The sequence below is a fragment of the Pseudomonas syringae pv. cilantro genome (genome assembly GCF_001293775.1).
GTDB lineage: Bacteria > Pseudomonadota > Gammaproteobacteria > Pseudomonadales > Pseudomonadaceae > Aquipseudomonas > Aquipseudomonas syringae_P.
In genome coordinates, this window is the sequence record NZ_LGLN01000032.1 from 64,412 (window position 1) to 88,163 (window position 23,752).

Below are 23,752 nucleotides of genomic sequence, written 5' to 3' on the forward strand. Positions count from 1 at the left end.
CCAGGGCGGTTCCCGTGGGCAGCACAGATCGATTCTATCCTGCCTGCCCTTAAATTGTTCCAGCACAGATGTAGGAAATTTCCCATGATGCACGAAGACAGCGCTTCAAATGCACCGCGAAAAGGCGCATCGCACTGATTGAGATCAAAACGCGATATAACCAGGCCTGCGGCAGCGTCAGGGAAGCGCCCGGAGAAAGGATTGTCAAACGATCCGACGGCCGGTCATGCGCTGATAGCGTGCAGATTTTTGCCCCTTGAACGCGCAACGGCATAGCGGCAGGCGTCTGTAGCTGGCCATCCTCCGGGCGCAACGCCGCACGCCAGACATTTGCGCATAAAAAAGGGGAAACTTCTCCAAAACACCTGGGTCAGGTGAATAGAGCATCTATGCTATTGGCTGACATCCGGTTATGGCGACATCACACCGCTTTGTCACTATGCATGATCCGAACGGGTATCGATCTTGCGTAGTGCACGTATGTGTACCCGGCCATAGGAAATGGCCAATAAAAATCAAGTGATGCACCAAAACTGTTTTAAGGGGAAAAACGATGATTAGCGCCGCTGTCAAAACCCAGAAGGGAGAGAGTTTTAACCAGCCGGTCGGCGAGCTGACTCATCTGCCGGTTTTTGCGACTACTAATTTACCTGTGTTGCAAATGCCGCCTGCATCGACCCAGCAGACCATGTCTCAGGTCAACAGACGCAAAGTGCTATTCGTGACCTCCGAGCTGGCTGATCTGGTGAAAACCGGTGGGCTGGGCGATGTGTCCGCTGCGCTGCCGCGCGCCATGCGCCACCTGCACGACGTCCGGGTTCTGATCCCTGGCTATCCGCAAGTTATCAATAGTGGTAACCCGATCCATATCATCAGTCAGCTGGGTGGCCACGCCGCGCTTCCGCCGTGCAAGGTGGGCCGCATGGACATGAAAGACGGTCTGGTGATTTATGTGTTGATCTGCCCTGAGCTGTATGAACGCGAAGGCACGCCTTACGCGGACAGCGAAGGCCGTGACTGGTCCGATAACCATATTCGTTTCGCCCGACTCGGCCTTGCCGCCGCAGAATTTGCCGCTGGCGAAGTGAAAAGCCAATGGTGCCCCGAGCTGGTTCACGCCCACGACTGGCCAGCCGGTCTGGCACCGGCCTACATGCGCTGGCGCGGGCAGTCCACGCCGAGCATCTTCACTGTTCACAACCTTGCCTATCAGGGCACGGTCAGCACTGCGTCGAGTCGCGAGCTGGGCATTCCGGATGAAGCCATCCACCCGGAAGGTATGGAGTTTTACGGCCAGTTGTCGTTCATCAAGGCCGGTATGGCTTATGCCAGCCACATCACCACGGTCAGCGCCACTTACGCCCGGGAAATCACCACTCCGGAATTTGGCTGCGGGCTTGAAGGCTTTTTGCAGAGCAAGGCGAAGAAAGGCCAGCTGAGTGGCATTCCCAACGGTATCGATGAAAGCTGGGATGCAGCGACCGATGAACACCTGATCTGCCATTTCGCGCCGAACGAATGGACGCGCAAGGAGATCAATGCCGATCACGTCCGTGAACTGTTCGAACTGGATGAATCCACCGGCCCGCTGTTCGCCGTGGTTTCGCGCCTGGTCTATCAGAAGGGTCTGGATCTGACCATTGGTGTTGCCGAGCACATCGTCAACAACGGCGGGCAGATTGCGATCATCGGCCGCGGCGAGCCCGAAGAAGAAGAAGCCATGCGCGAGCTGGCTGCACGCTTCCCTGGCCGCATCGGTGTTCGCGTCGGCTTCAACGAGACCGATGCGCGGCGCATGTTCGCCGGCAGTGATTTCCTGCTGATGCCGTCGCGCTACGAGCCTTGCGGCTTGAGCCAGATGTATGCTCAGCGCTTTGGTTCTCTGCCGATTGCCCGCAACACCGGCGGCCTGGCCGACACCATCGAAGATGGCGTGACCGGCTTCCTGTTCAACGAATCCACAGTCGAAAGCTACATGGAAGCGCTGAACCGCGCCTTCAATGTGTTTTCCCATCCGGAATTACTCAACGCTATGCGCTGCCGCGCCATGGCCGCCCCGTTCAACTGGCACCAGGCAGTGGAGCCTTACGCAGAACTCTACCGCGACCTGCTGAAGAAAAACGTGGGCGTTTCGACTCACTACTAGGAAAAGGATCAATGGATGCCACTGCGTACAGACGATAACTGGCGCCACGGCGCCGTTTTACTGGATTCTGATCACACCCGCTTTGCCCTCTGGGCGCCGGACGCCGAATACGTCAGTGTCGAATTGCAGGATGGCCAGTCACTGGCCATGCTGCCACAGCCTGAAGGCTGGTTCGTTGTCGATGCAAGCTGCAAGGCCGGCACTGGATATCGCTTCAAGATCAATCATGAGCTGGAAGTACCCGACCCGGCGTCGCGCGCACAGGCTGGCGATGTACATTCGCACAGCGTCGTGGTTGATCCCGCTTATTCCTGGCAAAACACCGAATGGAAAGGTCGCCCCTGGCACGAGGCAGTCATCTATGAACTGCACGTCGGTGCCATGGGTGGCTACGCAGGTGTCGAAAAACATCTGCCGCGTCTGGCAGCCCTTGGCATCACGGCAATCGAGCTGATGCCACTGGCGCAGTTTCCGGGTGATCGCAACTGGGGCTACGACGGCGTGCTGCCGTACGCCCCGCAGTCATCCTACGGTACGCCTGAACAGCTCAAACACCTGATCGATACGGCCCACGAACATGGTCTGATGGTGATTCTGGACGTGGTGTACAACCACTTCGGTCCGGATGGCAACTACCTGGGCAGTTACGCCAAAGAGTTTTTCCGTAGCGACCTGCACACGCCATGGGGCGATGCCATCGATTTCCGTCGCCCGCAAGTGCGTGACTATTTCGTCGACAACGCCCTGATGTGGCTGCTCGAATACCGCTTCGACGGGCTGCGCATGGATGCCGTGCACGCCATTCGTGACGAGACATTTCTTCCGGAGTTCGCACAACGCGTGCGTGCGCAGATCGAGCCATCGCGGCACGTCTGGCTGAACCTGGAAAACGAGTTCAACCAGGCCAGCCACCTCGACAAAGGCTTCGATGCGCAATGGGACGACGACGGGCACAACACGCTTCACGTGCTGCTGACCGGTGAAACCGATGCGTACTACTCGGATTTCGCCAGAGAACCGACAAAAAAACTTGCGCGTTTGCTCAGCGAAGGTTTCGTTTATCAGGGTGAACCGACCCGCCATGGCCACACCCGCGGCGAGCCTAGCGGCCACCTGCCGCCTAGCGCGTTCGTGCTGTTCCTGCAAAATCATGACCAGATCGGCAATCGCGCGCTGGGCGAACGCCTGCCGCAACTGTGCTCCACAGAAGCGCTCAAGGCCGCGACCGCACTGCTGCTGCTCTCGCCCATGATTCCCCTGATGTTCATGGGTGACGAGTGGGCAGCCAGTGAGCCGTTTCTATTCTTTACCAGTCACCATGGCGAACTGGCCGATCTGGTACGCGAAGGCCGTCGCAAGGAATTTGCCGACTTCGCAGCCTTCGCCGACCCGGAAAAACGCGAGCACATTCCCGACCCGAACGACATCAAGACATTCGAAGCGTCACGTCCTGATTTCGCGGCCTTCGATGTCGACACCGACAAAGGTGCCAACCACCGCAACTGGCTTGAGTTCTACACCCGATTACTGGCCTTGCGGCATCAGGAGATCGTGCCTCGCCTGCAGGGCGCACGATTCCTGAAAACCGACATTCTCGGTGACAAGGCCGTCAGTGCCCGCTGGACGCTGGGCGACGACAGCGTGCTGCGCATTGACCTGAACCTCAGCGAGCAGGCGGTTGCCACCCAACCACTGCAGAAGGCACGGCTGATTTTCTCCAGCGCTGAAAAATCGTCCGAACTTTCATCTGACGGCATCCTCAATCCTTACACGGCCATTGTCAGTCTGACAGCACGTGATGTTCTGGAGGAACAGGATGAACAATGAGCAATTGGAGAGGCTTGCGACCGCAGCCGGCCTGTCGGTGCATTGGGTCGACGCCAACGCTCGGCCACAGACCGTCAGCCCTGATGTCTTGCGCAAGGTTCTGGAAGCCCTGGGTTTTTCTGCTGAAAATGGCGAGGCGATAGACGCCAGCCTGCAACGCCTGCAAACCGAGCGCCACGCCGCCAGCGCCCCGCCGCTATTGACGGTTGACCAGGACAGCAATCTTGATATGTCGGCGTGGTTCGCGCCAGAGACGCCCTTCACGTTGCATCTTGAAGACGGTTCATCGCTGGATGCCAGACTGACTGCGTCAGGCGAGCTGCCTGCACTCGCGCCGCCCGGCTATCAACAGCTCGAAATCGCCGGGCAGCACCTGACTATCGCAGTTGCGCCGAAAACCTGTTTCAGCATGGCCATGGCCACCGAGGCTGATGTGCCGCGCGGCTGGGGCCTGACCGCCCAACTGTATAGCCTGCGCCGTAACGGCGACGGCGGCTTTGGCGACACCGAAGCCCTTGAGACGCTGGTGCGCGCTGCCGGAGAGCGAGGTGCTGATGCAATCGGCATCAGCCCTATCCATGCGATGTTCGCCAACGATCCACACCGATACAGCCCCTATTCGCCGTCCAGCCGCTTGTTTCTGAACAGCCTGTACGCGTCGCCGGGCGCGATTGTCGGCGAGCGTTCCTGGCGCGAGGCAATCGAACAGGCGGGCGTTGGCGACGAGATGAAACGCCTGGAAACGCTGCAACTGATCGACTGGCCAGCAGCCGCCAATGCCAAATGGAAAGCGTTGCACACGCTTTACGAAGCGTTCAGCAAAGCAGCTCATCCACTCCATGAAGACTTCAACAGCTTCCGCCACAGTGGCGGCGAAGCGCTGGAGAACCATTGCCGCTTCGAGGCCCTGCGCGCGGCATCCGCCGAGCTCGGCATCGGTGATAACTGGCATGAGTGGCCGGAGCCATTCAAGGACCCGCGTAGCAAGGCGGTTGCCGATTTTGCCGCGGGTCACAGCGAACAGATCAGCTTCCATGCGTTTGCCCAGTGGTTGATCGATCGCAGCCTCAAACGCGCTCAGGACGCCGCCCGCAGCAGCGGCATGCGTGTGGGCCTGATCGCTGATCTGGCAGTCGGTGCTGATGGCGCTGGCAGTCAGGCGTGGAGTCGTCAGGATGAACTGCTCTCAGCACTGACCGTCGGCGCACCGCCGGACATCCTCAACCGCGCCGGACAAAGCTGGGGGATCTCCGCTTTCTCCCCGGACGGACTCAAGCGCAACGGTTTTCGTGCCTTCATCGAGATGCTGCGGGCCAACTTCGCCCACGCTGGCGGCCTGCGTATCGACCACGTCATGGGCCTGCAACGCCTGTGGGTGATTCCGGCAGGCTCGCCGCCTAGTGAAGGCGCTTACCTGAATTTCCCGCTGGACGACATGCTGCGCTTGCTGAGCCTCGAATCTTGGCGCCACAAGGCAATCGTGCTGGGTGAAGACCTGGGTACGGTGCCCGAAGGCCTGAGCGACAAGCTGATCGCACGCTCTATTCTCGGCATGCGCGTGCTGTTGTTCGAACAGAACAACGGCCAGTTCAAACCGATCCTCGACTGGTCCGATCAGGCGCTGGCAACTACCAGCACGCACGACCTGCCGACACTCGCTGGCTGGCTCAGCGAGCTGGACATCGAATGGAACGCGCGTCTGGATCATATCGACGAGCAGCGCGAATCCCAGTGGCGCGAAGAGCGCGTGCGCGAGTCGCAAAGCCTGCGCCTTGCCTTGAACCAAAACATCGATGACTTGCCTTCCGACAGCGAAGACCCGGAGCACATCATCGACGCCAGCGTTCGCTACCTGGGCCAGACCCGCGCGCCACTGGTGCTGTTGCCCCTCGAAGATGCGCTGGGTATCGAAGAACAGGCCAACTTGCCCGGCACCATAGACAGCCACCCGAACTGGCGCAGACGCCTGCCCGGCGATGCCGCCACCCTGCTTGACAACCCACATGCTGCTCGACGACTGGAATTGCTCTCCCAATCCCGGCTGCAAGCTGCGGAGCGTGACCGATGAGCCGTCCATTACAACCTTTGCGTGCCACTCAACGCCTGCAATTCCATAAAGATTTCACCCTCGACGACGCGGTGCCACTGGTGCCCTACTTCGCCAGCCTGGGCATCAGTCATATCTACGCTTCACCACTGTTGAAAGCACGGGCCGGCTCGATGCACGGCTACGACGTAGTGGACCCGACCGTCATCAACCCGGAGCTGGGCGGCGAACCTGCCCTGCTGCGTCTGGTCGCTACCCTGCGCGAGCACGGCATGGGGCTGATTCTCGACATCGTGTCCAATCACATGGCCGTCGGTGGCGCAGACAACCCATGGTGGCTGGACCTGCTGGAATGGGGCCGTCGCAGCCCTTACGCCGAGTTTTTCGACATTCAGTGGAATTCACCTGATCCCTTGCTGGAAGGCCAATTGCTGCAGCCCTTCCTGAGCAGCGATTACGGCACGGTGTTGCAGGCCGGGGAAATCCCGCTGCGCTTCAATGCTGAGCAGGGTTCGTTCTACATCGAACACTACCAGCATCACTTCCCGATCTGTCCGCTGACCTACGGCGCACTGTTGCAATCGGTCGAAGATCCACAGCTCAAAGAGCTGGCCCAGCGTTTCACCGCGCTGGCCGAGTACCCACAGGCCTACGAGCGTGCCCGTCAGGCCAAGGCAGAACTGGCCGAGCAGGCGACGAGCCCGCAGACCCGCAAGGCAATCGATCAATTGCTGGCACATTTCGATTCCAGTACACCCGAAGGCTTCCAGCGCCTGCACCAGTTGCTCGAGCGCCAGCACTACCGTCTGGCCAGCTGGCGAACGGCTGGCGACGATATAAACTGGCGGCGCTTCTTCGACATCAACGAACTGGGCGGCTTGCGTGTCGAGCGGCCACAGGTATTCGAAGCGACTCACGGCAAGATCTTCCAACTGGTTGCAGATGGCCTGGTTGACGGCCTGCGCATTGACCACATCGACGGGCTGGCCAATCCGCGTGGCTACGGCCGCAAGCTGCATCGGCGGGTCAAGAGCCTGCTCAAGCAACGCCCTGCCGAAGCGCAGATCGAGCATCTGCCTATTTTCGTCGAGAAGATTCTCGGCCCGGACGAGCCATTGCGCGAAGACTGGAGCGTGGATGGCACCACCGGTTACGAATTCATGAACCAAGTGTCGCTGCTGCAACACGACCCCAAAGGCAAAGAGCCACTGGGCGAGCTGTGGAGCCGACTGAGCGAGCGGACCGCTGACTTCGATCAGGAAGTGCTGGTCGCTCGTGATCTGGTCCTGCATGGCACCCTCGCAGGCGATTTCGAGAACGTCGCGCAGTCCCTGCTGCAAGTGGCACGCAGCGATTTGATGAGCCGTGACCTGACACTGGGCGCGATTCGCCGGGCGCTGTTGGCGCTGGTGGTGAATTTCCCGATCTACCGTACCTACATTTCGGTCTGCGGCCGCTCGGCAGAAGACGATCACTACTTCCAGCAAGCAATGGAAGGCGCTCGTACCACGCTGAATGAAGGCGACTGGCCGGTGCTGGATTATCTGGCACGCTGGCTGGGTGGCGAGTCGTGGCGTCAACTGCCACGCGGACACCTGCGCAAGCTGTACAAGAATGCTTGCGTGCGCTTCCAGCAACTGACCTCCCCGGTGGCTGCCAAGTCGGTCGAGGACACCTCGTTCTACCGTTCTGCGGTGCTGCTGTCGCGTAACGACGTGGGCTTTCATCCGCAGCATTTCAGTGCACCGGTCGAGGACTTCCATCAGGTCTGCCTGCAACGTCTGGAAAAGTTTCCCGACAACCTGCTGACCACCGCGACGCATGACCACAAGCGTGGCGAAGACACCCGCACGCGTCTGGCGGTACTCAGCGAATGCGCGCCCTGGTATGCCGAGCAGGTTGAACGCTGGCGGCAACTGGCCCTGCCGTTGAAGGGTGAGGAATCGCCGATCAGCGCCGGTGACGAATTGATGCTCTACCAGGCATTACTGGGCAGCTGGCCTCTGCGTCTGGAAGGCGAAGAGGCCCACGAAGCGTATGCCAAGCGCATGGTGCAGTGGCAGGAGAAGGCCCTGCGCGAAGCCAAATTGCAGAGCAGCTGGAGCGCGCCCAATCAGGCCTACGAAACGGCTTGCCGCGAATTTTTACAACGTCTGCTGCTCGCACCGGAAGCGCTGGCGCTGCGCCAGTCACTCAGCGCTACGGCGAACCGTATTGCTACAGCAGGCGCGCTCAACAGTCTGGCGCAAACCTTGCTACGCTTGACCGTGCCCGGCGTCCCCGATTTGTATCAGGGCACCGAGTTCTGGGATTTCAGTCTGGTGGATCCGGACAACCGTCGTCCGGTGGATTACGCAGCCCGGCAAAAGGCACTGGCAGAACAGGCCAGCGTTGACGATCTGTTGAGCCACTGGCAGGACGGCCGAATCAAACAGGCACTGATTGCGAAGGTGTTGAACCTGCGGGCCACGCATCCGACGCTGTTCAGTGAAGGGGAATATCTCCCGCTGGAAATAACGGGCAGCCATGCCGATCAGGTCATGGCGTTTGCCAGGGTCACGCAAGGAGTGCGCGCTATCATCGTAGTCCCACGCATAAGCAGTGAACTATTGGGCACTGCACAAACTCCATTGATTAACGCTGCCAATTGGGGCGACACGCAGATTATCGTGCCATTTGCCGATTCTGGTTCAGATTGGAAAGGTCTCTTTTCTGACGTTGTCGTTACACATGATCGGGAACTGCCCCTCAGCACAGTGCTTGAGAGATTTTCCGTCAATATGCTTATTCAAACTACGTAATACCTGGGAGTGTCGAGATGAGTGCCGACGAAAAACGAATTCGCGATTTTGCTTATCAAATCTGGGAATCAGAGGGCAAGCCTTCTGGTCACGACGAGCGTCATTGGGAAATGGCGCGCAAGCTGGCGGAAGCCGAGGCGCTGGCTCCGAACAAGTCAACCGTCAGCAAGTCAAGCAAGCCCAAGCTGCCTGAAGTGGACAAAGCCAAGGCGCCAGCCAAGGGCGCTGCCAAACCGGTGGCCAAGTCTGCACCTGCGGCAAAACCGGCGCCAGCCAAGCCCAAGCCAGCGGCCAAGGCAGCTCCCAAGCCAAAGGCAGCGGCAGGTTCCGCGCCGGCAACCGACGCTCCCGCCAAGCCCGCCGCGAAGAAGCCACGCAAGCCATCGGCTGAGTGAAACTCTTCGCACGCTATGTCAGTCCACTGGTGCAGGCCTGCTCGAAACGTTGAAGCCAGGCTTGCGGCACCCTCACACTCTATCGTTAATATCGAAGCCTTCCGGCTTCGGTAGCGGTCTTGGCCGCTCAGAAAATCATCAGAAGTCAGGAAGGCCCCATGAATACGAAGTCCACATCAGCGGCGGAAGAAAGTTCGGCCACGCAAGATACCCCTTCCAGCACCCCGACACGCATTCGTGAAGGACTTCCCTTTCCACTCGGTGCCAGCTGGGATGGCCTGGGCGTCAACTTTGCCTTGTTTTCGGCAAACGCTACCAAAGTGGAGCTTTGCCTGTTTGATTCGACCGGCGAAGTGGAGCTGGAGCGCATCGAGCTTCCGGAATACACCGATGAGATCTACCATGGCTATCTGCCAGATGCTCATCCCGGCCAGATCTACGGCTACCGCGTGTACGGCCCTTACGATCCGAAGAACGGCCATCGCTTCAACCACAACAAACTGCTGATCGACCCGTACGCCAAGCAACTGGTGGGTGAACTGAAATGGTCGGAAGCGCTGTTCGGCTACACCATCGGCCATCCGGATGGCGACCTGAGCTTTGACGAACGTGACAGCGCGCCATTCGTACCGAAAAGCAAGGTCATTGACGAGGCTTACACCTGGGGCCGCGACCAGCGTGTCGGTACGCCATGGGACAAGACCATTTTCTACGAGACCCACGTGCGCGGCATTACCATGCGCCATCCTGAGGTCGCCGAAGAACTGCGCGGCACCTTCGCCGGGCTGGGGTCAGCGCCAGTCGTCGAGCACATCCGCAAGTTGGGCGTGACCTCCGTCGAGCTGTTGCCGATCCACGCGTTCGTCAATGACCAGCACCTGCTGCAAAAGGGCATGACCAACTACTGGGGCTACAACAGTATTGCGTTCTTCGCCCCGGACCCGCGCTACCTGGCGAGCGGCAAGATTGCCGAGTTCAAGGAAATGGTTGCGCACCTGCACCACGCCGGTCTGGAAGTCATTCTCGATGTGGTCTACAACCACACTGCCGAAGGCAACGAGCTGGGCCCTACCCTGTCCATGCGCGGTATCGACAACGCCTCTTATTACAGGCTGATGCCGGATGACAAGCGTTACTACATCAACGATTCCGGTACAGGTAACACCCTCGATCTGAGTCATCCTTGCGTGCTGCAGATGGTCACCGACTCGCTGCGCTACTGGGCGTCGGAAATGCACGTCGACGGCTTCCGCTTCGACCTGGCAACCATTCTCGGTCGTTACCACGATGGTTTCGACGAGCGTCACAGCTTCCTCGTTGCCTGCCGTCAGGACCCGATCCTGCGTCAGGTCAAACTGGTTGCCGAGCCGTGGGACTGCGGCCCGGGCGGTTATCAGGTCGGTGGCTTCCCGCCGGGCTGGATGGAGTGGAACGACAAGTTCCGCGACACCGTGCGTGCGTTCTGGAAAGGCGACGAAGGCCAGCTGGCCGACTTCGCAGCGCGCATGACGGCCTCCGGCAACATGTTCAACCAGCGCGGCCGCCGCCCTCAGGCGTCAGTGAACTTCATCACTGCGCACGATGGCTTCACGCTGCACGACCTGGTGTCGTACAACGACAAGCACAACGAAGCGAACGACGAAAACAATCAGGACGGCAGTAACAACAACCTGTCCTGGAACCATGGCGTTGAAGGTCCGACCGAAGATCCGGAAATCAATGCCCTGCGTCTGCGCCAGATGCGCAACTTTTTCGCCACCCTGCTGCTGGCACAAGGCACACCGATGATTGTGGCCGGTGACGAGTTCGCCCGCACTCAGCACGGTAATAACAACGCCTACTGTCAGGACAGCGAGATTGGCTGGATCAACTGGGATCTGGACGAGGACGGCGAGGCGCTGCTCAAGTTCGTGACCCGCGTGATCAAGCTGCGTCAGACTTACCCGATCCTGCGTCGTAGCCGCTTCCTGGTAGGCGACTACAACGAAGAAATCGGCGTCAAGGACGTGACCTGGCTCGCGCCGAATGGCGAAGAGATGAGTGTCGAGCAATGGCACGATGCCAACGGCCGTTGCCTGGGCATGCTGATGGAAGGTCGCGCACAGGAAACCGGCATCCGCCGCCCAGGTGCAGACACCACCCTGCTGCTGGTGGTCAACGCCCATCACGACGGCGTCAACTTCACGCTGCCGGAAGTGCCTGAAGGTACGCATTACGAGTGCCTGATCGATACCAATCAGGATGATGCACGCAACAAGGAGCAGTTCGCGTTCGGTTCGCAATACACCGTCACCCCGCGTTCACTGCTGCTGTTTGAACTGAAGCGTGAAGATCAGCAATGAGCGATGCCTTGAGTGAGTTTCTCGACTGGCGCAGGCAGGGCTATGCCGACACGCGTGCGCTGGGCGAGTGCTTGCAGGCACTGGTCAATGAAGGTCTGGATCAGCTTCCCCTGCCTGCCGGTGGTCAGACACTTGAGCGCTGGCAGGCGCTGGCCTGTGTTGCAGGCCATGACCTGGGGTTGTGCAAGTTGTACGAGGGGCACACTGACGCCTTGGCGATCATGGCGGAACTGGGTGCCCCGCCCCCCGAACAATTCAGTACCTGGGGCATGTGGGCGGCAGAGCCGCTACAGGCACGGGTAACGCTTCGCGGCAGCGGCGATTCACTTCGCCTGGATGGCCGCAAAGCCTGGTGCTCCGGTGCGTCGGCCCTGAGCCACGCACTGATCACTGTATGGGACGAGCAACAGCGTCAACAACTGGTCGCCGTACGCCTCGACCAGCCGGGCGTCCACATCACCAACGACGGCTGGCGAGCAGTAGGCATGGGTGCGACCGGTAGCGTCGAAGTCCTGTTCGAACGGGCCAGCGCAGAGCGGGTCGGCGAACCGGGCGGTTATCTGGCTCGACCGGGGTTCTGGCAAGGCGGTATTGGCATAGCGGCCTGCTGGTTCGGCGCGTCGCGCTCAATCGCGCAGCGTCTGTTGCAACAGGTCGGCAAGCGCGACGAGCCCCATGCGTTTGCGCACCTGGGTGCCGTTGACGTCGCGCTGCACGCAGCCGCCGATGTGCTGCGCGCTGCCGCCACGCACCTGAATGAAGCGCCCACCGAGAACGCGGAAGTCATCGCCCGGCGCTGTCGGGCGTTTATCGAGCAGACCGCCGAGCAGGTCATCCAGCACGTCGGTCGCGCGGTGGGCGCAGGCCCGTATTGCAAGGATGCACATTTCGCCCGGCTGATTGCCGATCTGCCTGTCTTTTTGCGTCAGAGCCATGCCGAGCAGGATTTGGCCGCGCTGGGGCAACTGGTCGGCAAACGGCTGCAGTCGCCCTCGGCGTGGTTGCTATGAGAGCGTATGCATCATGAGTGAAGCTTTTCTGGTAAGCGAAGATGAAGCCGGTCAAGGCACGCCACTGGCCGCCTGGAATGCTTCCAGCAAATTGCGCGGCTTGCCGGCAATCACCGCCGACCTGCTGGTGCCGCCTAATTGCAGGGCGGTGATCATTGCGCCGCACCCGGATGATGAAGTGCTGGGCTGTGGCGGGCTGATGAGTCAGCTCGCGCAACTGGAGCGCCGTCTGCTGTTGATTTCAATCACGGACGGCACCTCCAGCCATCCAGGTTCGGCACTTTGGCCTGTCGAGCGTCTGTCGGCCATTCGCCCTCAGGAAAGTGCTGAGGCCTTGCAACGTCTCGACATACCCTTCGAACGCCTGGAGTGGGTGCGTGGGGGCTTTCAGGATGGCGAGGTTGCAGTGGAAGAAGAGCGTGTGGTCGATTTTCTCGAACAGCACCTTGGGCCGACCGATGTAGTGTTCGCGACCTGGTCGGGTGATGGCCACGGCGACCACGAAGCGGTTGGCCGAGCCAGCGCCAGAGCCTGTGCCACCACCGGCGCGCAATTACATGAGGTGCCGATCTGGGCCTGGCACTGGGCAGACCCGGAAGATCCGCGTCTGCCCTGGGAGCGGGCGCGCAAGTTGCTGCTCGATCCGATGACACTCGCCCGCAAGCGTCACGCCGCCCAGGCGTTCACCAGCCAGCTGCAAGGCGATCCGGCCATCGGGCTGTCTCCGGTGTTGCCTGCCAGCGTTCTGGAACGGCTGATGCAGCCGTTTGAAGTGGTGTTCACATGAGCAGTGTCGCCGACAGCTACTTTGACGATCTTTTCAGTAATGACAGCGATCCGTGGGCATTCAAAAAGCGCTGGTACGAACGCCGCAAGCGCGCATTGACCCTGGCCGCCCTGCCCCGTGAGCACTACCGGGCGATTCTGGAGCCGGGCTGCGCCAATGGCGAACTCAGCGCCGACCTTGCCGCACGCTGCGACACCCTGCTGTGCTGCGACACCTCGACCCTGGCCGTGGAGCTGGCGCGCCAGCGTCTGGCTGACCTGCCCAACGCCCGGGTGTTGCAAGCTCGTTTGCCGCAACAATGGCCAGCGGGACAGTTCGACCTGATCGTGTTCAGCGAACTGGGCTATTACCTGGACCTTGAGGATCTGAACCGTCTGATCGACTGCGCGCTTGACGCCTTGACACCTGACGGCCAACTGCTCGCCTGTCACTGGCGTCCCGACATCGAAGGCTGTCCGCTGAACGCACAGCGCGTTCACGACACACTTGCTGAAAGGCTTTCCATGCATCGGCTTTTCAATCATCACGAACAGGACTTCCTGCTGGACCTGTGGAGTCGTGATGCTACCTCTGTCGCAGAACAGGAGTTCTCGAATGATCGGCATTCTGATTCCGGTGCACAATGAAGAGCAGTTGCTGGGCGCCTGCCTGACCACTGTGCTGCAAGCCGCTGCCCACCCGGACCTCAACGGGGAAACGGTGGAGGTGCTGGTGGTGCTCGACAGCTGCACGGACCGCTCGGCAGAGATCGCTCGTGCTCATGGGGTGATGATTCTGGAAGTGACGGCGCGCAACGTCGGCCAGGCGCGTGCCGAAGGGGCTGCGTTTCTGCTCGACAGGGGTGCACGCTGGCTTGCCTGCACCGATGGCGACAGCAGCGTGGCCAGCGACTGGTTGAGCGAGCAGCTTGCCTTGGACGCCGACGCCGTGTGCGGAACCGTCATGCCCGGCGACTGGAACCAAGACATTTCCGCCGCTGCGCAGGCTGCCTACCTCAGCCATTACCAGCACCGCGACGGCCATCGGCACATACACGGTGCCAACCTGGGGGTGAGTTCGATTGCCTATGTCAGCGCCGGAGGTTTTCCAGCGCTGGCCTGCCACGAGGACGTGCATCTGGTTCAGCAACTGGAATTGATTGGCGCGCGGATCGCCTGGAGTTGCCGCCCCAGAGTTACAACCAGCACCCGCCTCGACTCTAAAGCCAGAGGCGGGTTTGGCGATTACCTGCGCTCGCTGAACGGCTGAACAGCCATCACTGATGGTGCGCCGTCTGCATGCCGGAGCGATCCGGGTCAGCGGCACTGAGCGCCGTGGTAAAGAAGCGCACCGCTTCAGCGCTCAGGGTGCGATGGATGTCCTCTCGATCAACCCCGTCAGGGTCATTGCACAGCAGCGGCGCAGTCGCACGCTGCTCATCTGTGCACGGCGCCATGAACACGAAGTGCCCCGCCCCCGCCAATAACCTGTAATCCGGTGCCTGCGGCAGCTTGCGCGCCAACGCCTCGGCATTACGGTCAATGGCCAGCAATTGATCGTCGTCACCGGCATACATCAACACCGGCACATGCACGTCGCCCAGCGTATGGCGGCCGAACATCAGGCTTAACGGTGCCATCAGCATCAGTGCGCCCACCCGCGGGTCCGCTTGTGCGTGCAAATCGTCACGGTCGACTACCAGCTCGCCCTGAGTCGTGCAGGCATCCCGATCACCCGGCCGCTCCAGACAATACTGGCGCAGGCGCTTCAGATCCGGGCGGGCGCCAGCGAGGATCAACGCGGTTTCGCCGCCGGCCGAATAGCCGATCACACCCACCTGGCGCGCATTGAGGTATGGCGAAAGCATCGGATCGAGCAAGGCTGAGCTGATCGCCTCGGATATCTGCAACGGACGTCCATAGAGATTGCTCAGACTGCCCAGGCGGCTGTGATCGCGGTCGTTGTCGCCGGGATGGACCACCGCGACCACCACGAAACCCTGCCGGGCCAGCGAAGTCGCCAGATCGTGCAGTGCCAGCGGAGTACCCGTATTGCCATGGGACAACAGCAGCAGAGGAAAACGGCCCATGGCAACCGGTGCGTCCTCGCCGGCCTCGATACGATAGCCCTGAATAATGCTGGACTGCTCACTGCCCGTCGAAGGATAGAAGGCAATCGCCTGCATCGGCTGCGAGTCCAGCGGATCGGGAAAAATCAATTCGTGGTAGCCCGCGCTCCAGGCACCTGCAGCCTGGGCGTGCACCGAAATCATGCTGTCGAGCAGGCAAACCAGCATAACTGCACAAAGACGTACCATGGCAAGGCCCAACCTTTGTCATTCCGGCAGTGTGTCCGGACGGTCCATTCATGCGCTTGTGTCGAGCATCGTGCTCCAGCGCGCCGCTCTCACTTAATGTGTTACTAAAGCTGAGAGTCTTTGAAAATGGAATATTGCACAAGTCGAGCCAGCATCAGCCTACTCTTCGTCGCATATGCGAACCATTCGACAAAAACGCCGAAAACAGGCGTCAGGAAGATCAGCTTAATCCTCAATCTGCGTGCTTGCCTGTAAGGAAGCTGTCAAGGTTACAAACAGTTCTGCCGCTCAAAAAAAACTCCACGACCCGGCGCAAACCAATGCGCAGGCGGTGGAGTTCGTATCAGGTTTTGTGTCGATGATCAGGCGGCGAAAAGGTCCTCGATCTGCTGCAGCGCGGCCGTCATTGCGCTGGCACGCGGCTCTTCACCATAGGCCAGGCCGTGTGCACGCACGAATTGCAGGTCGGTCACGCCGATGAACGCGAACAACGCCTTGAGCAGCTCTTCATGACCCGCGCCACTTGGCAGGCCCTGGTGCAGGCCACCGGAAGTGGACACGATGATGATCTTCTTGCCCCCGCACAGACCTTCAGGACCGGCTTCGGAATAGCGGAACGTGCGACCGGCAACGGCGATGCGGTCGATCCACGCCTTCAACTGGGACGGCACCGTGAAGTTGTACATCGGCGCACCGATCACGACTACGTCGGAATCGAGAAATTGTTGCAGTGTCGCTTCGTTGGCTTCCACTTCGTGCTGCTGGGCAGCATCGCGGCCTTCTACCGGCGTACCGGCTGCGGCGAGGCTGGCGGCGGAGAAATGACCCAGCGCATCGCTGGCCAGATCGCGGTAGGTCACCTGAGCGTCGGCGTGCGCGCTCTGGTAGGCCTGGACGACATCACGGGTCAGCTGACGCGAAGCAGAATGGTCGCCGAGGATGCTGGAATCAAGGTGCAAAAGGTTCATAACGGGCTTCCCAAGTGAATATCGCCGAAGGGCGATCAAGTGGGGAGCATCCTATCTGTGATTGTAATGAATGATTAGTTGCCTTGAATGCGACTGTTCGTTCTATGTAAGGAACAATACAGAGACTCAGGATTGTGCGTCAGTTCCTTGAACGAGTTCTCGAACGCATCCAGCAGGCCTCTGACGGCGGGCAGCAGACCGCGTCGCGAAACGAATACTGCGTGCAGGATTCCGCACTTGGGGCGGTGTGCATCGAACAGCTCCACCATACGGCCCTGTTGCAAGGCTTCCCTGACCAGAATTTCCGGCAGCTGGGCCACGCCGACACCTTGCAGAGCGGCTTGCAGTATGCCGTCCAGATCCGAGCTGATCAGACGCGGTGCGTGCCGCACTTCGACATAATGCCCCGGTCCGTTCTCCAGCAGCCAGCGATGCTCCGGGGTGGAAGAAGGCACATCCAGACTCGGTAACCGGGCCAGATCGGCAAACGAAGGATTCGCCGGTAGCAGCGCAGCCAGGTCGGGGTGGGCCACCAGCCGTTGCGCGCTGTGCCCAAGCGTCTTCACCACCAGGCCGTCATCTTCCAGCGGAGGAAAACGCACTCGCAAGGCGATATCGATGTTCTCGGTCAGCGGATCGACTCGCCGGTTACTACTCTCGATGTGCACCTGCACCTTGGGGTGCGCGGCCATGAAACGGGCAATTGCCTCGTTGATGCCCATGGCCGCCATGGCCGGCGGACAGCTCACCACGACCTTGCCCTGAGGTTCGGATTTGGAACGCTGAATGGCTTCTTCGGCGGCTTCGGCCTCGACCAGCATCGCTACGCAGTGGGCGTAATAGTCACGTCCGCTTTCGGTTACGGCGAATTTGCGGGTCGAGCGGTGAATCAGTGTCACGCCAAGCCGCTCTTCCAGCCCGGCAATGCGCCGACTGAGCTTGGATTTCGGAATCCCCAGCTTGCGGCTGGCCGGCGCGAAGCCCCGGCACTCGACCACCTGAACGAAATAATACAGATCATTGAGATCAAACACCGGCCACCTCGTTTCTGGAGCGGCGAGTATGCAGCGCTACCGCGAGCCTCTCAAGATACGGTGCGAGAATCAGACCGGTTAATCGGCAGTCAGAAAGGCCAGCACCGGCGCAGTGAATGACTGCCCCGCTTCGACACTGGATAAATGCGCGGCCGGCAACTCGACACTTTGTGCGCCCTGAATGCGCTGCACCATGAAACGCCCGTCTGCCGTTGTGGTGACCGCGTCCTCGGTGCCACACACCACCAGCGTCGGCAGCTTGATGCCCGCCAGTTGCTCACGAAAATCAGCGTCGCGTACGGCAGCACAATTGGCCGCATATCCTTGCGGTGAAGTATGTGCCAGCATGCTGACAATACGGTCCACAACTGCCGGTTCCTGTACCGCGAATGCCGGGGTGAACCAGCGCGAGATGGAGGCATCACGCAACGCGACCATGGCCGCCTGGCCGTCACGCAGCACGGTTTCGATGCGCGGGTTCCAGATATCAGGGTTGCCGATCTTCGCAGCGGTATTGCACAGCACCACCCGTTGCAGGCGCTGCGGCGCGTTGATCGCCAACCACTGACCGATCAGGCCGCCCATGGACAGCCCGCAGAAGGAAGCCTTGTCGATCTGCAGCGCGTCCAGCAATGCCACGACGTCACGGCCGTTCTGCTCGATGCTGTAGCTGCCTTCGCTGACCAGCGACCTACCATGCCCGCGCGTGTCGTAACGCAAGACCTGAAAATGCCGGGTGAATGCTGCAATCTGGTTGTCCCACATGTGCAGGTCGGTGCCCAGCGAGTTGGACAACACCAGCACCGGGGCGCCGGGCTGGCCTTCCAGCAGATAATTCAGTTCACCGTCAGCAAGTTGCGCGGCAGGCATAGCAGGCTCCATAGAAAGGGCAAACCTGCACACTAATGAGTGTCACCGCCGCATACAATCCGCTGATCAAATATCCGTGCGGCTATCGAACAGCTTGCCGTTCGCGATCACATTTTCGATACCACATAAAGGAGCTTGCGCATGCCAAAGCCGATGGGCAAAGAAGACATCGCCCGATTCTGCCTCAGCCTGCCGGGTGCGCGGGAGGACTACAAATGGGGCGGTGTGCGGGTGTTTTCGGTTGCCGAGAAGAAGATGTTTGCGGTCATGGACCTTGCCGGTGGGGAACTGGCGTTCAAGGTCGCTGCGGATTTGTTTCTGGGCTATGTCGACCGGCCCGGCATCCGCCCTGCGCCCTATCTGGCCAGAGCGCACTGGATCAGCGTGGCTAAACTGGAGGCGTTGAGCGGATCGGAAATCAAGGACCTGGTCACCCGCTCTCATCAACTGGTGGTCAGCAAATTGCCAAAACGCCAGCAGATTGCGTTGATGTTATAAGGCCCTGAAGCGGCAACAGCAGCATCTGCCAGAGCCGCTTGCCGAGAAACAGCCAGTCTACCCACAACGCCTGATGCACCAGCACGATCAGCCAGAACACGATCTGAAACGACACCTTGCGGGTCTTGTGGCGAAACATCTGTTGCGCCAGCAGCGCACCCGGCCAGCCGCCCAGTAATTCCAAGGTGTGCAGAACGTTTTCCGGGGTGCGCTGACCGCCGTTTCCGGCCTGACGCTTGTCGTGGCGATACAGCACGAACGCCAGCAGGCTCATGCCGAGCAAAGCACACGCCGGAATCAGCATGCCCTGCCTGACCCACAACGATACCGAGCCGTACGCCGGCAAGGCGCACAACAGCACTAACAGCGCCAGCTTCAGGGGCAACTGCCGGACAGGCGCGCGTCCCCGGCTGGCGGGCCTCTGGGGTGGTCGGGAAGTGGTCATGCCTTGGCCGATGCCCAGTCGATCCAGCCAAACTGCCAGGTCGCCAGAATCAGCAGGCCGAAGGCAATGCGATACCAGGCAAACACTGCATAGCTGTGAGTGGCAATGAACTTGAGTAGCCCGCGCACCGCGATCATGGCGAAAATGAACGAGGTGATGAAACCGATCGCGAAGACCGCGAAGTCGTCCGGACGGAACATGTCCCGGTACTTGTAACCCGAGTAGACGGCAGCGCCGACCATGGTCGGCATGGCGAGGAAGAACGAGAACTCCGTGGCGGCCTTGCGCGACAAGCCGAACAGCAGGCCACCAATGATGGTAGAGCCCGAACGGGACGTACCGGGAATCATCGCCAGGCACTGCACCAGCCCGATTTTCAGCGCATCGGTCCACGTCATGTCATCGACGGTTTCAGTGCGGACCGCGTGCTCGCGGCGTTCGGCCCAGAGCATGATCACGCCGCCGATAACCAGTGCCGTGGCCACCGTGATGGCGTTGAACAAATAATGATGGATCAGGTCGGCAAAGATCACCCCGAGCACCACCGCCGGCATGAACGCGATCAACAGGTTAAGGGTAAAACGCTGAGCCTGTTGCTGTTTGGGCAAGCCGACGACCACATCCAGAATCTTGCGCCGAAATTCCCAGACCACCGCCAGAATCGCCCCCAGCTGGATGATGATGTTGAAGGCCATGGCGCGCTCGTCACCAAAACCGATCAGGTCGGCAACAATGATCTGGTGCCCGGTGCTGGAGATCGGCAGGAACTCCGTAAGCCCTTCAACAATACCCAGTATCAACGCCTGAGCAGCGGTCCAAAGATCCATCACTTTCCCCCATGAAGCGACGCCGCAGGCTCGCCGTTTAACGTTATTGTGTAAAAAATGGTTGCCACTGTGTAAAAAAACGGTTGCCACTATGCCGTTACAAACCTGAACGAAGCTTGAACCTGCGCAGACGCGAGCCGCGGAATGCTAGCAGACCTTTACGCACAACGCCTGCTGGCGTAATGCTCGTCGCCACGCAGGCTCCCCGCCGGGCACGGAAGCGATTACAATCGCCGCCCCTGCAACCACTCCCCCAACCAAGGTGCCGCCATGTCCGGGCTTGAACTCTTTGCCGCAGCCATCGGTGTGATCGCAGTCTGGCTGACAGTGAAGCAGAACCCCTGGTGTTGGCCCATCGGCCTGGTGATGGTGGTGATCTACATCTGGATTTTCTTCGACGTGAAGTTGTATTCGGACATGCTGCTGCAAGTGATCTATGCCGGTTTGCAAGTCTACGGCTGGCTGCAATGGACCCGGCATGGCAATGGCCTGCCTGTCAGGGCAGTCAGCGTGCTGAACCGCAATTCGGTACTCAAGGGGCTGGCGGTCGGCGTGCTGATCAGCCTGGGCCTGGGCGCGGGCATGGCACACTTCACGGATGCCGCACAACCCTGGCTCGACGCCGCCCTGACCGGCTTCAGCCTGGTGGCACAGGTGTGGATGGCGCAGAAACGCGTGCAGTGCTGGCCGTTGTGGATTGTTCTGGATGTGATTTTTGTCGGCCTGTTCATCTATAAAGACCTGTACCTGACAGCCGCCCTTTATGCTCTGTTCACCTTGCTGGCGGTTCAGGGCTGGCGCGAATGGCGCAATGATCTGGTACTGGCGCGATGAAGGTTCTGGTCCTGACCGGCCCCGAGTCGAGTGGCAAGAGCTGGCTGTCGGTTGAGGTCCAGCGGCGCTTCGGCGGGGTCATGGTCGGTGAATACGTTCGCGAGTTCATCGACCGGCAGGGCCGCGATACGTTTTACAGCGACATCCCGGCCATCGCTCAGGGTCAATTGGCCTGGGAGGACGCTGCACGGGCAAGCGCTCCGCAGTTGCTGATTCTCGACACCCATCTGCTGAGCAATATGCTCTGGAGCCGCACCCTGTTCGGCGATTGCCCTGCGTGGATCGAACAGCAACTGCTGAACAGGTCCTACGACCTGCACCTGCTGCTGTCGCCACAGGGTGTGCACTGGATCAGCGACGGCCAACGCTGCCAGCCGGCGCTGGGCGAGCGCCAGGCGTTCTTCGACGCCAGCCGCGAATGGCTCGACAGTCACCGGCAAGCCTATCAGGTGCTCGACGGCGACTGGCAGCAGCGCCGCGAGCAGGCGATGGCAGCCGTGTCGAATCTGCTGGGTCCGTCAGCGGATCTGATGCTTGTGCAACAAACGGTAGAAGGTCGGTCGCGAAATCCCTAGCACCTTGGCGGCCATGCTCAGATTGTCGCTGTGACGTGTCAGCACATCACACAACGCCTGACGTTCGGCACGGGATTTGTACTCCTCCAGAGTGCTCATGCTGCCAGCCACGTCATCGTCGCCCGGCAAACCCAGATTGACCGCTTCGATCTGCCTGCCTTCCGCCAGCACCAGCCCTCTTCGCACCCTATTGGCCAGTTCACTGACATTGCCCGGCCAGTCGTGCTTGCCAAGGGCTATGAGCGCATCCTGACTGAAACTGCGTGCCCGTCGACCACTTTCCTGACTGTAGAGGTGAGCAAAATGATTGGCCAGCAGCGCCAGATCGCCATGCCGTTCGCGCAGTGGCGCAGTGCCCACCTGCAACACGTTAAGCCGATAATACAAATCCTCTCGAAAACGCTTTTTACGAATGGCCGTTTCGAGGTCTGCCTCGGTGGTAGCCAGTACCCGTACGTCTACACTGACCGGCTCGCTGCTGCCAAGGCGCTGAAGCTGCCCGTCTTCCAGAAAGCGCAACAGATCTGCCTGGGTTTCCAACGGCAGATCACCGATGTTTTCAAGCAGTAATGTGCCGCCATCCGCCGCCGCGATACGCCCGATGCTGCGCTCCGGCAGGCCCTCGACAGCACCCGCTTCATGGCCAAACAACTCGGCGTGGATCAGATGCTCGGCTACGGCAGCACAATCAACCGTGACGAACGGTTTGTCACGACGCCGGGACTGGGCGTGCAGGCTCCGTGCGATCAATGCCTTGCCGGTGCCGCGCTCGCCACGGATCAGCACCGGCGATTCAGTGGGTGCCAGCTTGCTCAACAGACGCCGCAGTTCCCGCGTCAGTCGGCTGTCGCCGAGCATTTCCGGTTCGCCCTGAGGTACAAGCCCCCTGCTTTGCGTGTTTGACAGTGCACTGTCGAACGCTTTGTCCAGAGTGGCCTGCATGCGTTCTGCATCGAGCGGCACGGTTTGAAAATCGAAAAACCACTGGCAGACGAAATCACCGATTCGCTCGCGTCGCAGGTCGTTGGCGGTCAGCAGCGCGACCCAGCGGTTGGTGTCGCGGGTGATCCGTTTTTCAAGTGTGTCGAGGTGTTCGAAATGCGTGGCTTTCAAGTGGATCAAGCCGACGTCGTAGTCATTGACAGGGTCAGTATCCAGTGTGCTGCTCTCGACCGTCCATCCGGCGGCTTGCAGGATCGGGATCAGGTGCTGGCACGCCTCGTCTGGATCGATCATCAGCAGACGTCGCGCGGGGGCCGTTTCATGCATATAGGTTCCTTGGCGCCCGGCGTCGGATGGGTATTTTTAAAAATGTTTTATAAACAGCATGTTGGCGAGCCCGAATATTACGTTAGCAAATATTTGACGCACCCTTGTACCGTTTGGATCTAACCGTCATAACCAAATGTGATTAAGTTGAACGCGCCTGCCTGGCAGGCTCGGCGTTGCACCCGTCGGGTGCGGGTGAAAAAAAATTCAGGATTTTTCTGGTAAAGCGTGTGACTCAGGCCCCCTTGTCGCTCATCAACACAAGTAACCAGCCGGACGGTCAGCCCACCGACGTGACTGAATTGATACGGGCACTTGAGGAAACGACCATGAACGCCCCACTGCGCTTCAACGATGCACTTCTGATCGCTGGACACGCTTTTGAACCTTTCCAGTGTGTTGCCTGGGCACCACAGGATGGTAACGGCGAGTTGAGCCTGACGGTGATCGATCGCACCAGTAATCGTATTGGTCGCAAGCAGATTCCGAGCAGCACTTATTCGGATAAGCAGCAGTTGGCCAGCGTTCTGGAACAGGCCCGTGCGGAAATCAGTAATGAAGGGTATGACTTGATGCCTTGGACCATGCCGGCCTGATCACGCGTTGTGCGATGCGCACTCGCAGGTCCTTGGGAGTCTGGAAGCGGGGCTTTCAGGTTTCTGGGCGTTAGGCGCCTGGCTTGGTTTGACTGTCGTGCCGCGTCGGTAGGCAGTTCGTGACGCTCTGCGTCACACAGTGGCTCTGCGATGCCAGTGATGTTTGGTTACGGCTCAGGGCACCT

The 23,752-nt window shown here is 60.1% G+C and carries 21 protein-coding genes; 14 read left to right on the top strand and 7 right to left on the bottom strand.

The annotated features are described in order from the left end of the window. Nucleotides 1–553 precede the first annotated feature (553 nt). The 10 genes from glgA (at nucleotide 554) to ABJ99_RS05830 (ending at nucleotide 14,603) form a co-directional block, all read left to right on the top strand. Entirely contained in the window at nucleotides 554–2,146 is a 1,593-nt protein-coding gene (gene glgA / locus ABJ99_RS05785; RefSeq protein ID WP_054084989.1) for a glycogen synthase GlgA, read from the top strand. A gap of 15 nt (nucleotides 2,147–2,161) precedes the next feature. Next, nucleotides 2,162–3,973 (top strand): malto-oligosyltrehalose trehalohydrolase, encoded by a 1,812-nt coding sequence (gene treZ, locus ABJ99_RS05790; RefSeq protein WP_054084990.1) that lies wholly within the window; start codon nucleotides 2,162–2,164, stop codon nucleotides 3,971–3,973. Then, a complete protein-coding gene (gene malQ / locus ABJ99_RS05795) occupies nucleotides 3,963–6,041 on the top strand; it encodes a 4-alpha-glucanotransferase (protein WP_054084991.1) in 2,079 nt (692 codons plus the stop codon). Before treZ ends, malQ begins: the two co-directional genes overlap by 11 nt. Next, on the top strand, nucleotides 6,038–8,821 hold the full coding sequence (locus ABJ99_RS05800; protein ID WP_054084992.1) for a malto-oligosyltrehalose synthase: 2,784 nt from the start codon (nucleotides 6,038–6,040) through the stop codon (nucleotides 8,819–8,821). Before malQ ends, ABJ99_RS05800 begins: the two co-directional genes overlap by 4 nt. A gap of 17 nt (nucleotides 8,822–8,838) precedes the next feature. Further along, on the top strand, nucleotides 8,839–9,216 hold the full coding sequence (locus ABJ99_RS05805; RefSeq protein ID WP_054084993.1) for a DUF2934 domain-containing protein: 378 nt from the start codon (nucleotides 8,839–8,841) through the stop codon (nucleotides 9,214–9,216). Between the two features lie 158 nt (nucleotides 9,217–9,374). Then, the gene (gene glgX, locus ABJ99_RS05810) at nucleotides 9,375–11,558 is read left to right on the top strand and encodes a glycogen debranching protein GlgX (RefSeq protein WP_054084994.1); all 2,184 of its coding nucleotides are present in this window, start codon (nucleotides 9,375–9,377) and stop codon (nucleotides 11,556–11,558) included. Further along, nucleotides 11,555–12,568 (top strand): acyl-CoA dehydrogenase family protein, encoded by a 1,014-nt coding sequence (locus tag ABJ99_RS05815; RefSeq protein WP_054084995.1) that lies wholly within the window; start codon nucleotides 11,555–11,557, stop codon nucleotides 12,566–12,568. The genes glgX and ABJ99_RS05815 overlap by 4 nt, the downstream gene beginning before the upstream one ends. 13 nt (nucleotides 12,569–12,581) lie before the next feature. Next, entirely contained in the window at nucleotides 12,582–13,355 is a 774-nt protein-coding gene (locus tag ABJ99_RS05820) for a PIG-L deacetylase family protein (protein WP_054084996.1), read from the top strand. After that, complete coding sequence (locus ABJ99_RS05825; protein WP_054084997.1) at nucleotides 13,352–13,981, top strand: class I SAM-dependent DNA methyltransferase; 630 nt, start codon at nucleotides 13,352–13,354, stop codon at nucleotides 13,979–13,981. Before ABJ99_RS05820 ends, ABJ99_RS05825 begins: the two co-directional genes overlap by 4 nt. Beyond that, a complete protein-coding gene (locus ABJ99_RS05830) occupies nucleotides 13,950–14,603 on the top strand; it encodes a glycosyltransferase family 2 protein (protein ID WP_054084998.1) in 654 nt (217 codons plus the stop codon). The genes ABJ99_RS05825 and ABJ99_RS05830 overlap by 32 nt, the downstream gene beginning before the upstream one ends. A gap of 7 nt (nucleotides 14,604–14,610) precedes the next feature. On the opposite strand, the gene ABJ99_RS05835 is transcribed toward ABJ99_RS05830, so the two are convergent. From ABJ99_RS05835 to pcaD, 4 genes are all read right to left on the bottom strand, one after another. Then, nucleotides 14,611–15,651: an alpha/beta hydrolase family protein gene (locus ABJ99_RS05835; RefSeq protein ID WP_054085197.1), complete on the bottom strand. Its 1,041-nt coding sequence runs from the start codon at nucleotides 15,649–15,651 to the stop codon at nucleotides 14,611–14,613. A gap of 362 nt (nucleotides 15,652–16,013) precedes the next feature. Beyond that, nucleotides 16,014–16,619 (bottom strand): FMN-dependent NADH-azoreductase, encoded by a 606-nt coding sequence (locus ABJ99_RS05840; protein WP_054084999.1) that lies wholly within the window; start codon nucleotides 16,617–16,619, stop codon nucleotides 16,014–16,016. Between the two features lie 74 nt (nucleotides 16,620–16,693). Beyond that, complete coding sequence (locus tag ABJ99_RS05845) at nucleotides 16,694–17,653, bottom strand: LysR family transcriptional regulator (protein ID WP_054085000.1); 960 nt, start codon at nucleotides 17,651–17,653, stop codon at nucleotides 16,694–16,696. Between the two features lie 78 nt (nucleotides 17,654–17,731). Continuing rightward, nucleotides 17,732–18,523 carry a 3-oxoadipate enol-lactonase gene (gene pcaD / locus ABJ99_RS05850; RefSeq protein ID WP_054085001.1) on the bottom strand — a complete coding sequence of 264 codons (792 nt, stop codon included), beginning with the start codon at nucleotides 18,521–18,523 and terminating at the stop codon, nucleotides 17,732–17,734. A gap of 141 nt (nucleotides 18,524–18,664) precedes the next feature. On the opposite strand from pcaD, the gene ABJ99_RS05855 reads away from it, so the two are divergent. Continuing rightward, complete coding sequence (locus ABJ99_RS05855; RefSeq protein WP_054085002.1) at nucleotides 18,665–19,021, top strand: MmcQ/YjbR family DNA-binding protein; 357 nt, start codon at nucleotides 18,665–18,667, stop codon at nucleotides 19,019–19,021. On the opposite strand, the gene ABJ99_RS05860 is transcribed toward ABJ99_RS05855, so the two are convergent. Next, complete coding sequence (locus ABJ99_RS05860; protein ID WP_054085003.1) at nucleotides 18,978–19,466, bottom strand: DUF1294 domain-containing protein; 489 nt, start codon at nucleotides 19,464–19,466, stop codon at nucleotides 18,978–18,980. The genes ABJ99_RS05855 and ABJ99_RS05860 overlap by 44 nt on opposite strands. Then, nucleotides 19,463–20,293 carry an undecaprenyl-diphosphate phosphatase gene (locus tag ABJ99_RS05865; protein WP_054085004.1) on the bottom strand — a complete coding sequence of 277 codons (831 nt, stop codon included), beginning with the start codon at nucleotides 20,291–20,293 and terminating at the stop codon, nucleotides 19,463–19,465. Before ABJ99_RS05865 ends, ABJ99_RS05860 begins: the two co-directional genes overlap by 4 nt. 270 nt (nucleotides 20,294–20,563) lie before the next feature. On the opposite strand from ABJ99_RS05865, the gene pnuC reads away from it, so the two are divergent. Both pnuC and ABJ99_RS05875 read left to right on the top strand, forming a co-directional pair. Continuing rightward, nucleotides 20,564–21,127, top strand: a complete 564-nt coding sequence (gene pnuC / locus ABJ99_RS05870) for a nicotinamide riboside transporter PnuC (protein WP_054085005.1) — start codon at nucleotides 20,564–20,566, stop codon at nucleotides 21,125–21,127. Further along, nucleotides 21,124–21,702, top strand: a complete 579-nt coding sequence (locus ABJ99_RS05875) for an AAA family ATPase (RefSeq protein WP_054085006.1) — start codon at nucleotides 21,124–21,126, stop codon at nucleotides 21,700–21,702. The genes pnuC and ABJ99_RS05875 overlap by 4 nt, the downstream gene beginning before the upstream one ends. On the opposite strand, the gene ABJ99_RS05880 is transcribed toward ABJ99_RS05875, so the two are convergent. Beyond that, a complete protein-coding gene (locus ABJ99_RS05880; protein WP_054085007.1) occupies nucleotides 21,646–22,971 on the bottom strand; it encodes a sigma-54-dependent transcriptional regulator in 1,326 nt (441 codons plus the stop codon). The two genes, ABJ99_RS05875 and ABJ99_RS05880, sit on opposite strands and share 57 nt — an antisense overlap. Before the next feature lie 329 nt (nucleotides 22,972–23,300). On the opposite strand from ABJ99_RS05880, the gene ABJ99_RS05885 reads away from it, so the two are divergent. After that, nucleotides 23,301–23,567, top strand: coding sequence for a hypothetical protein (locus ABJ99_RS05885; protein ID WP_007249337.1), 267 nt, complete (start codon nucleotides 23,301–23,303; stop codon nucleotides 23,565–23,567). Nucleotides 23,568–23,752 lie beyond the last annotated feature (185 nt).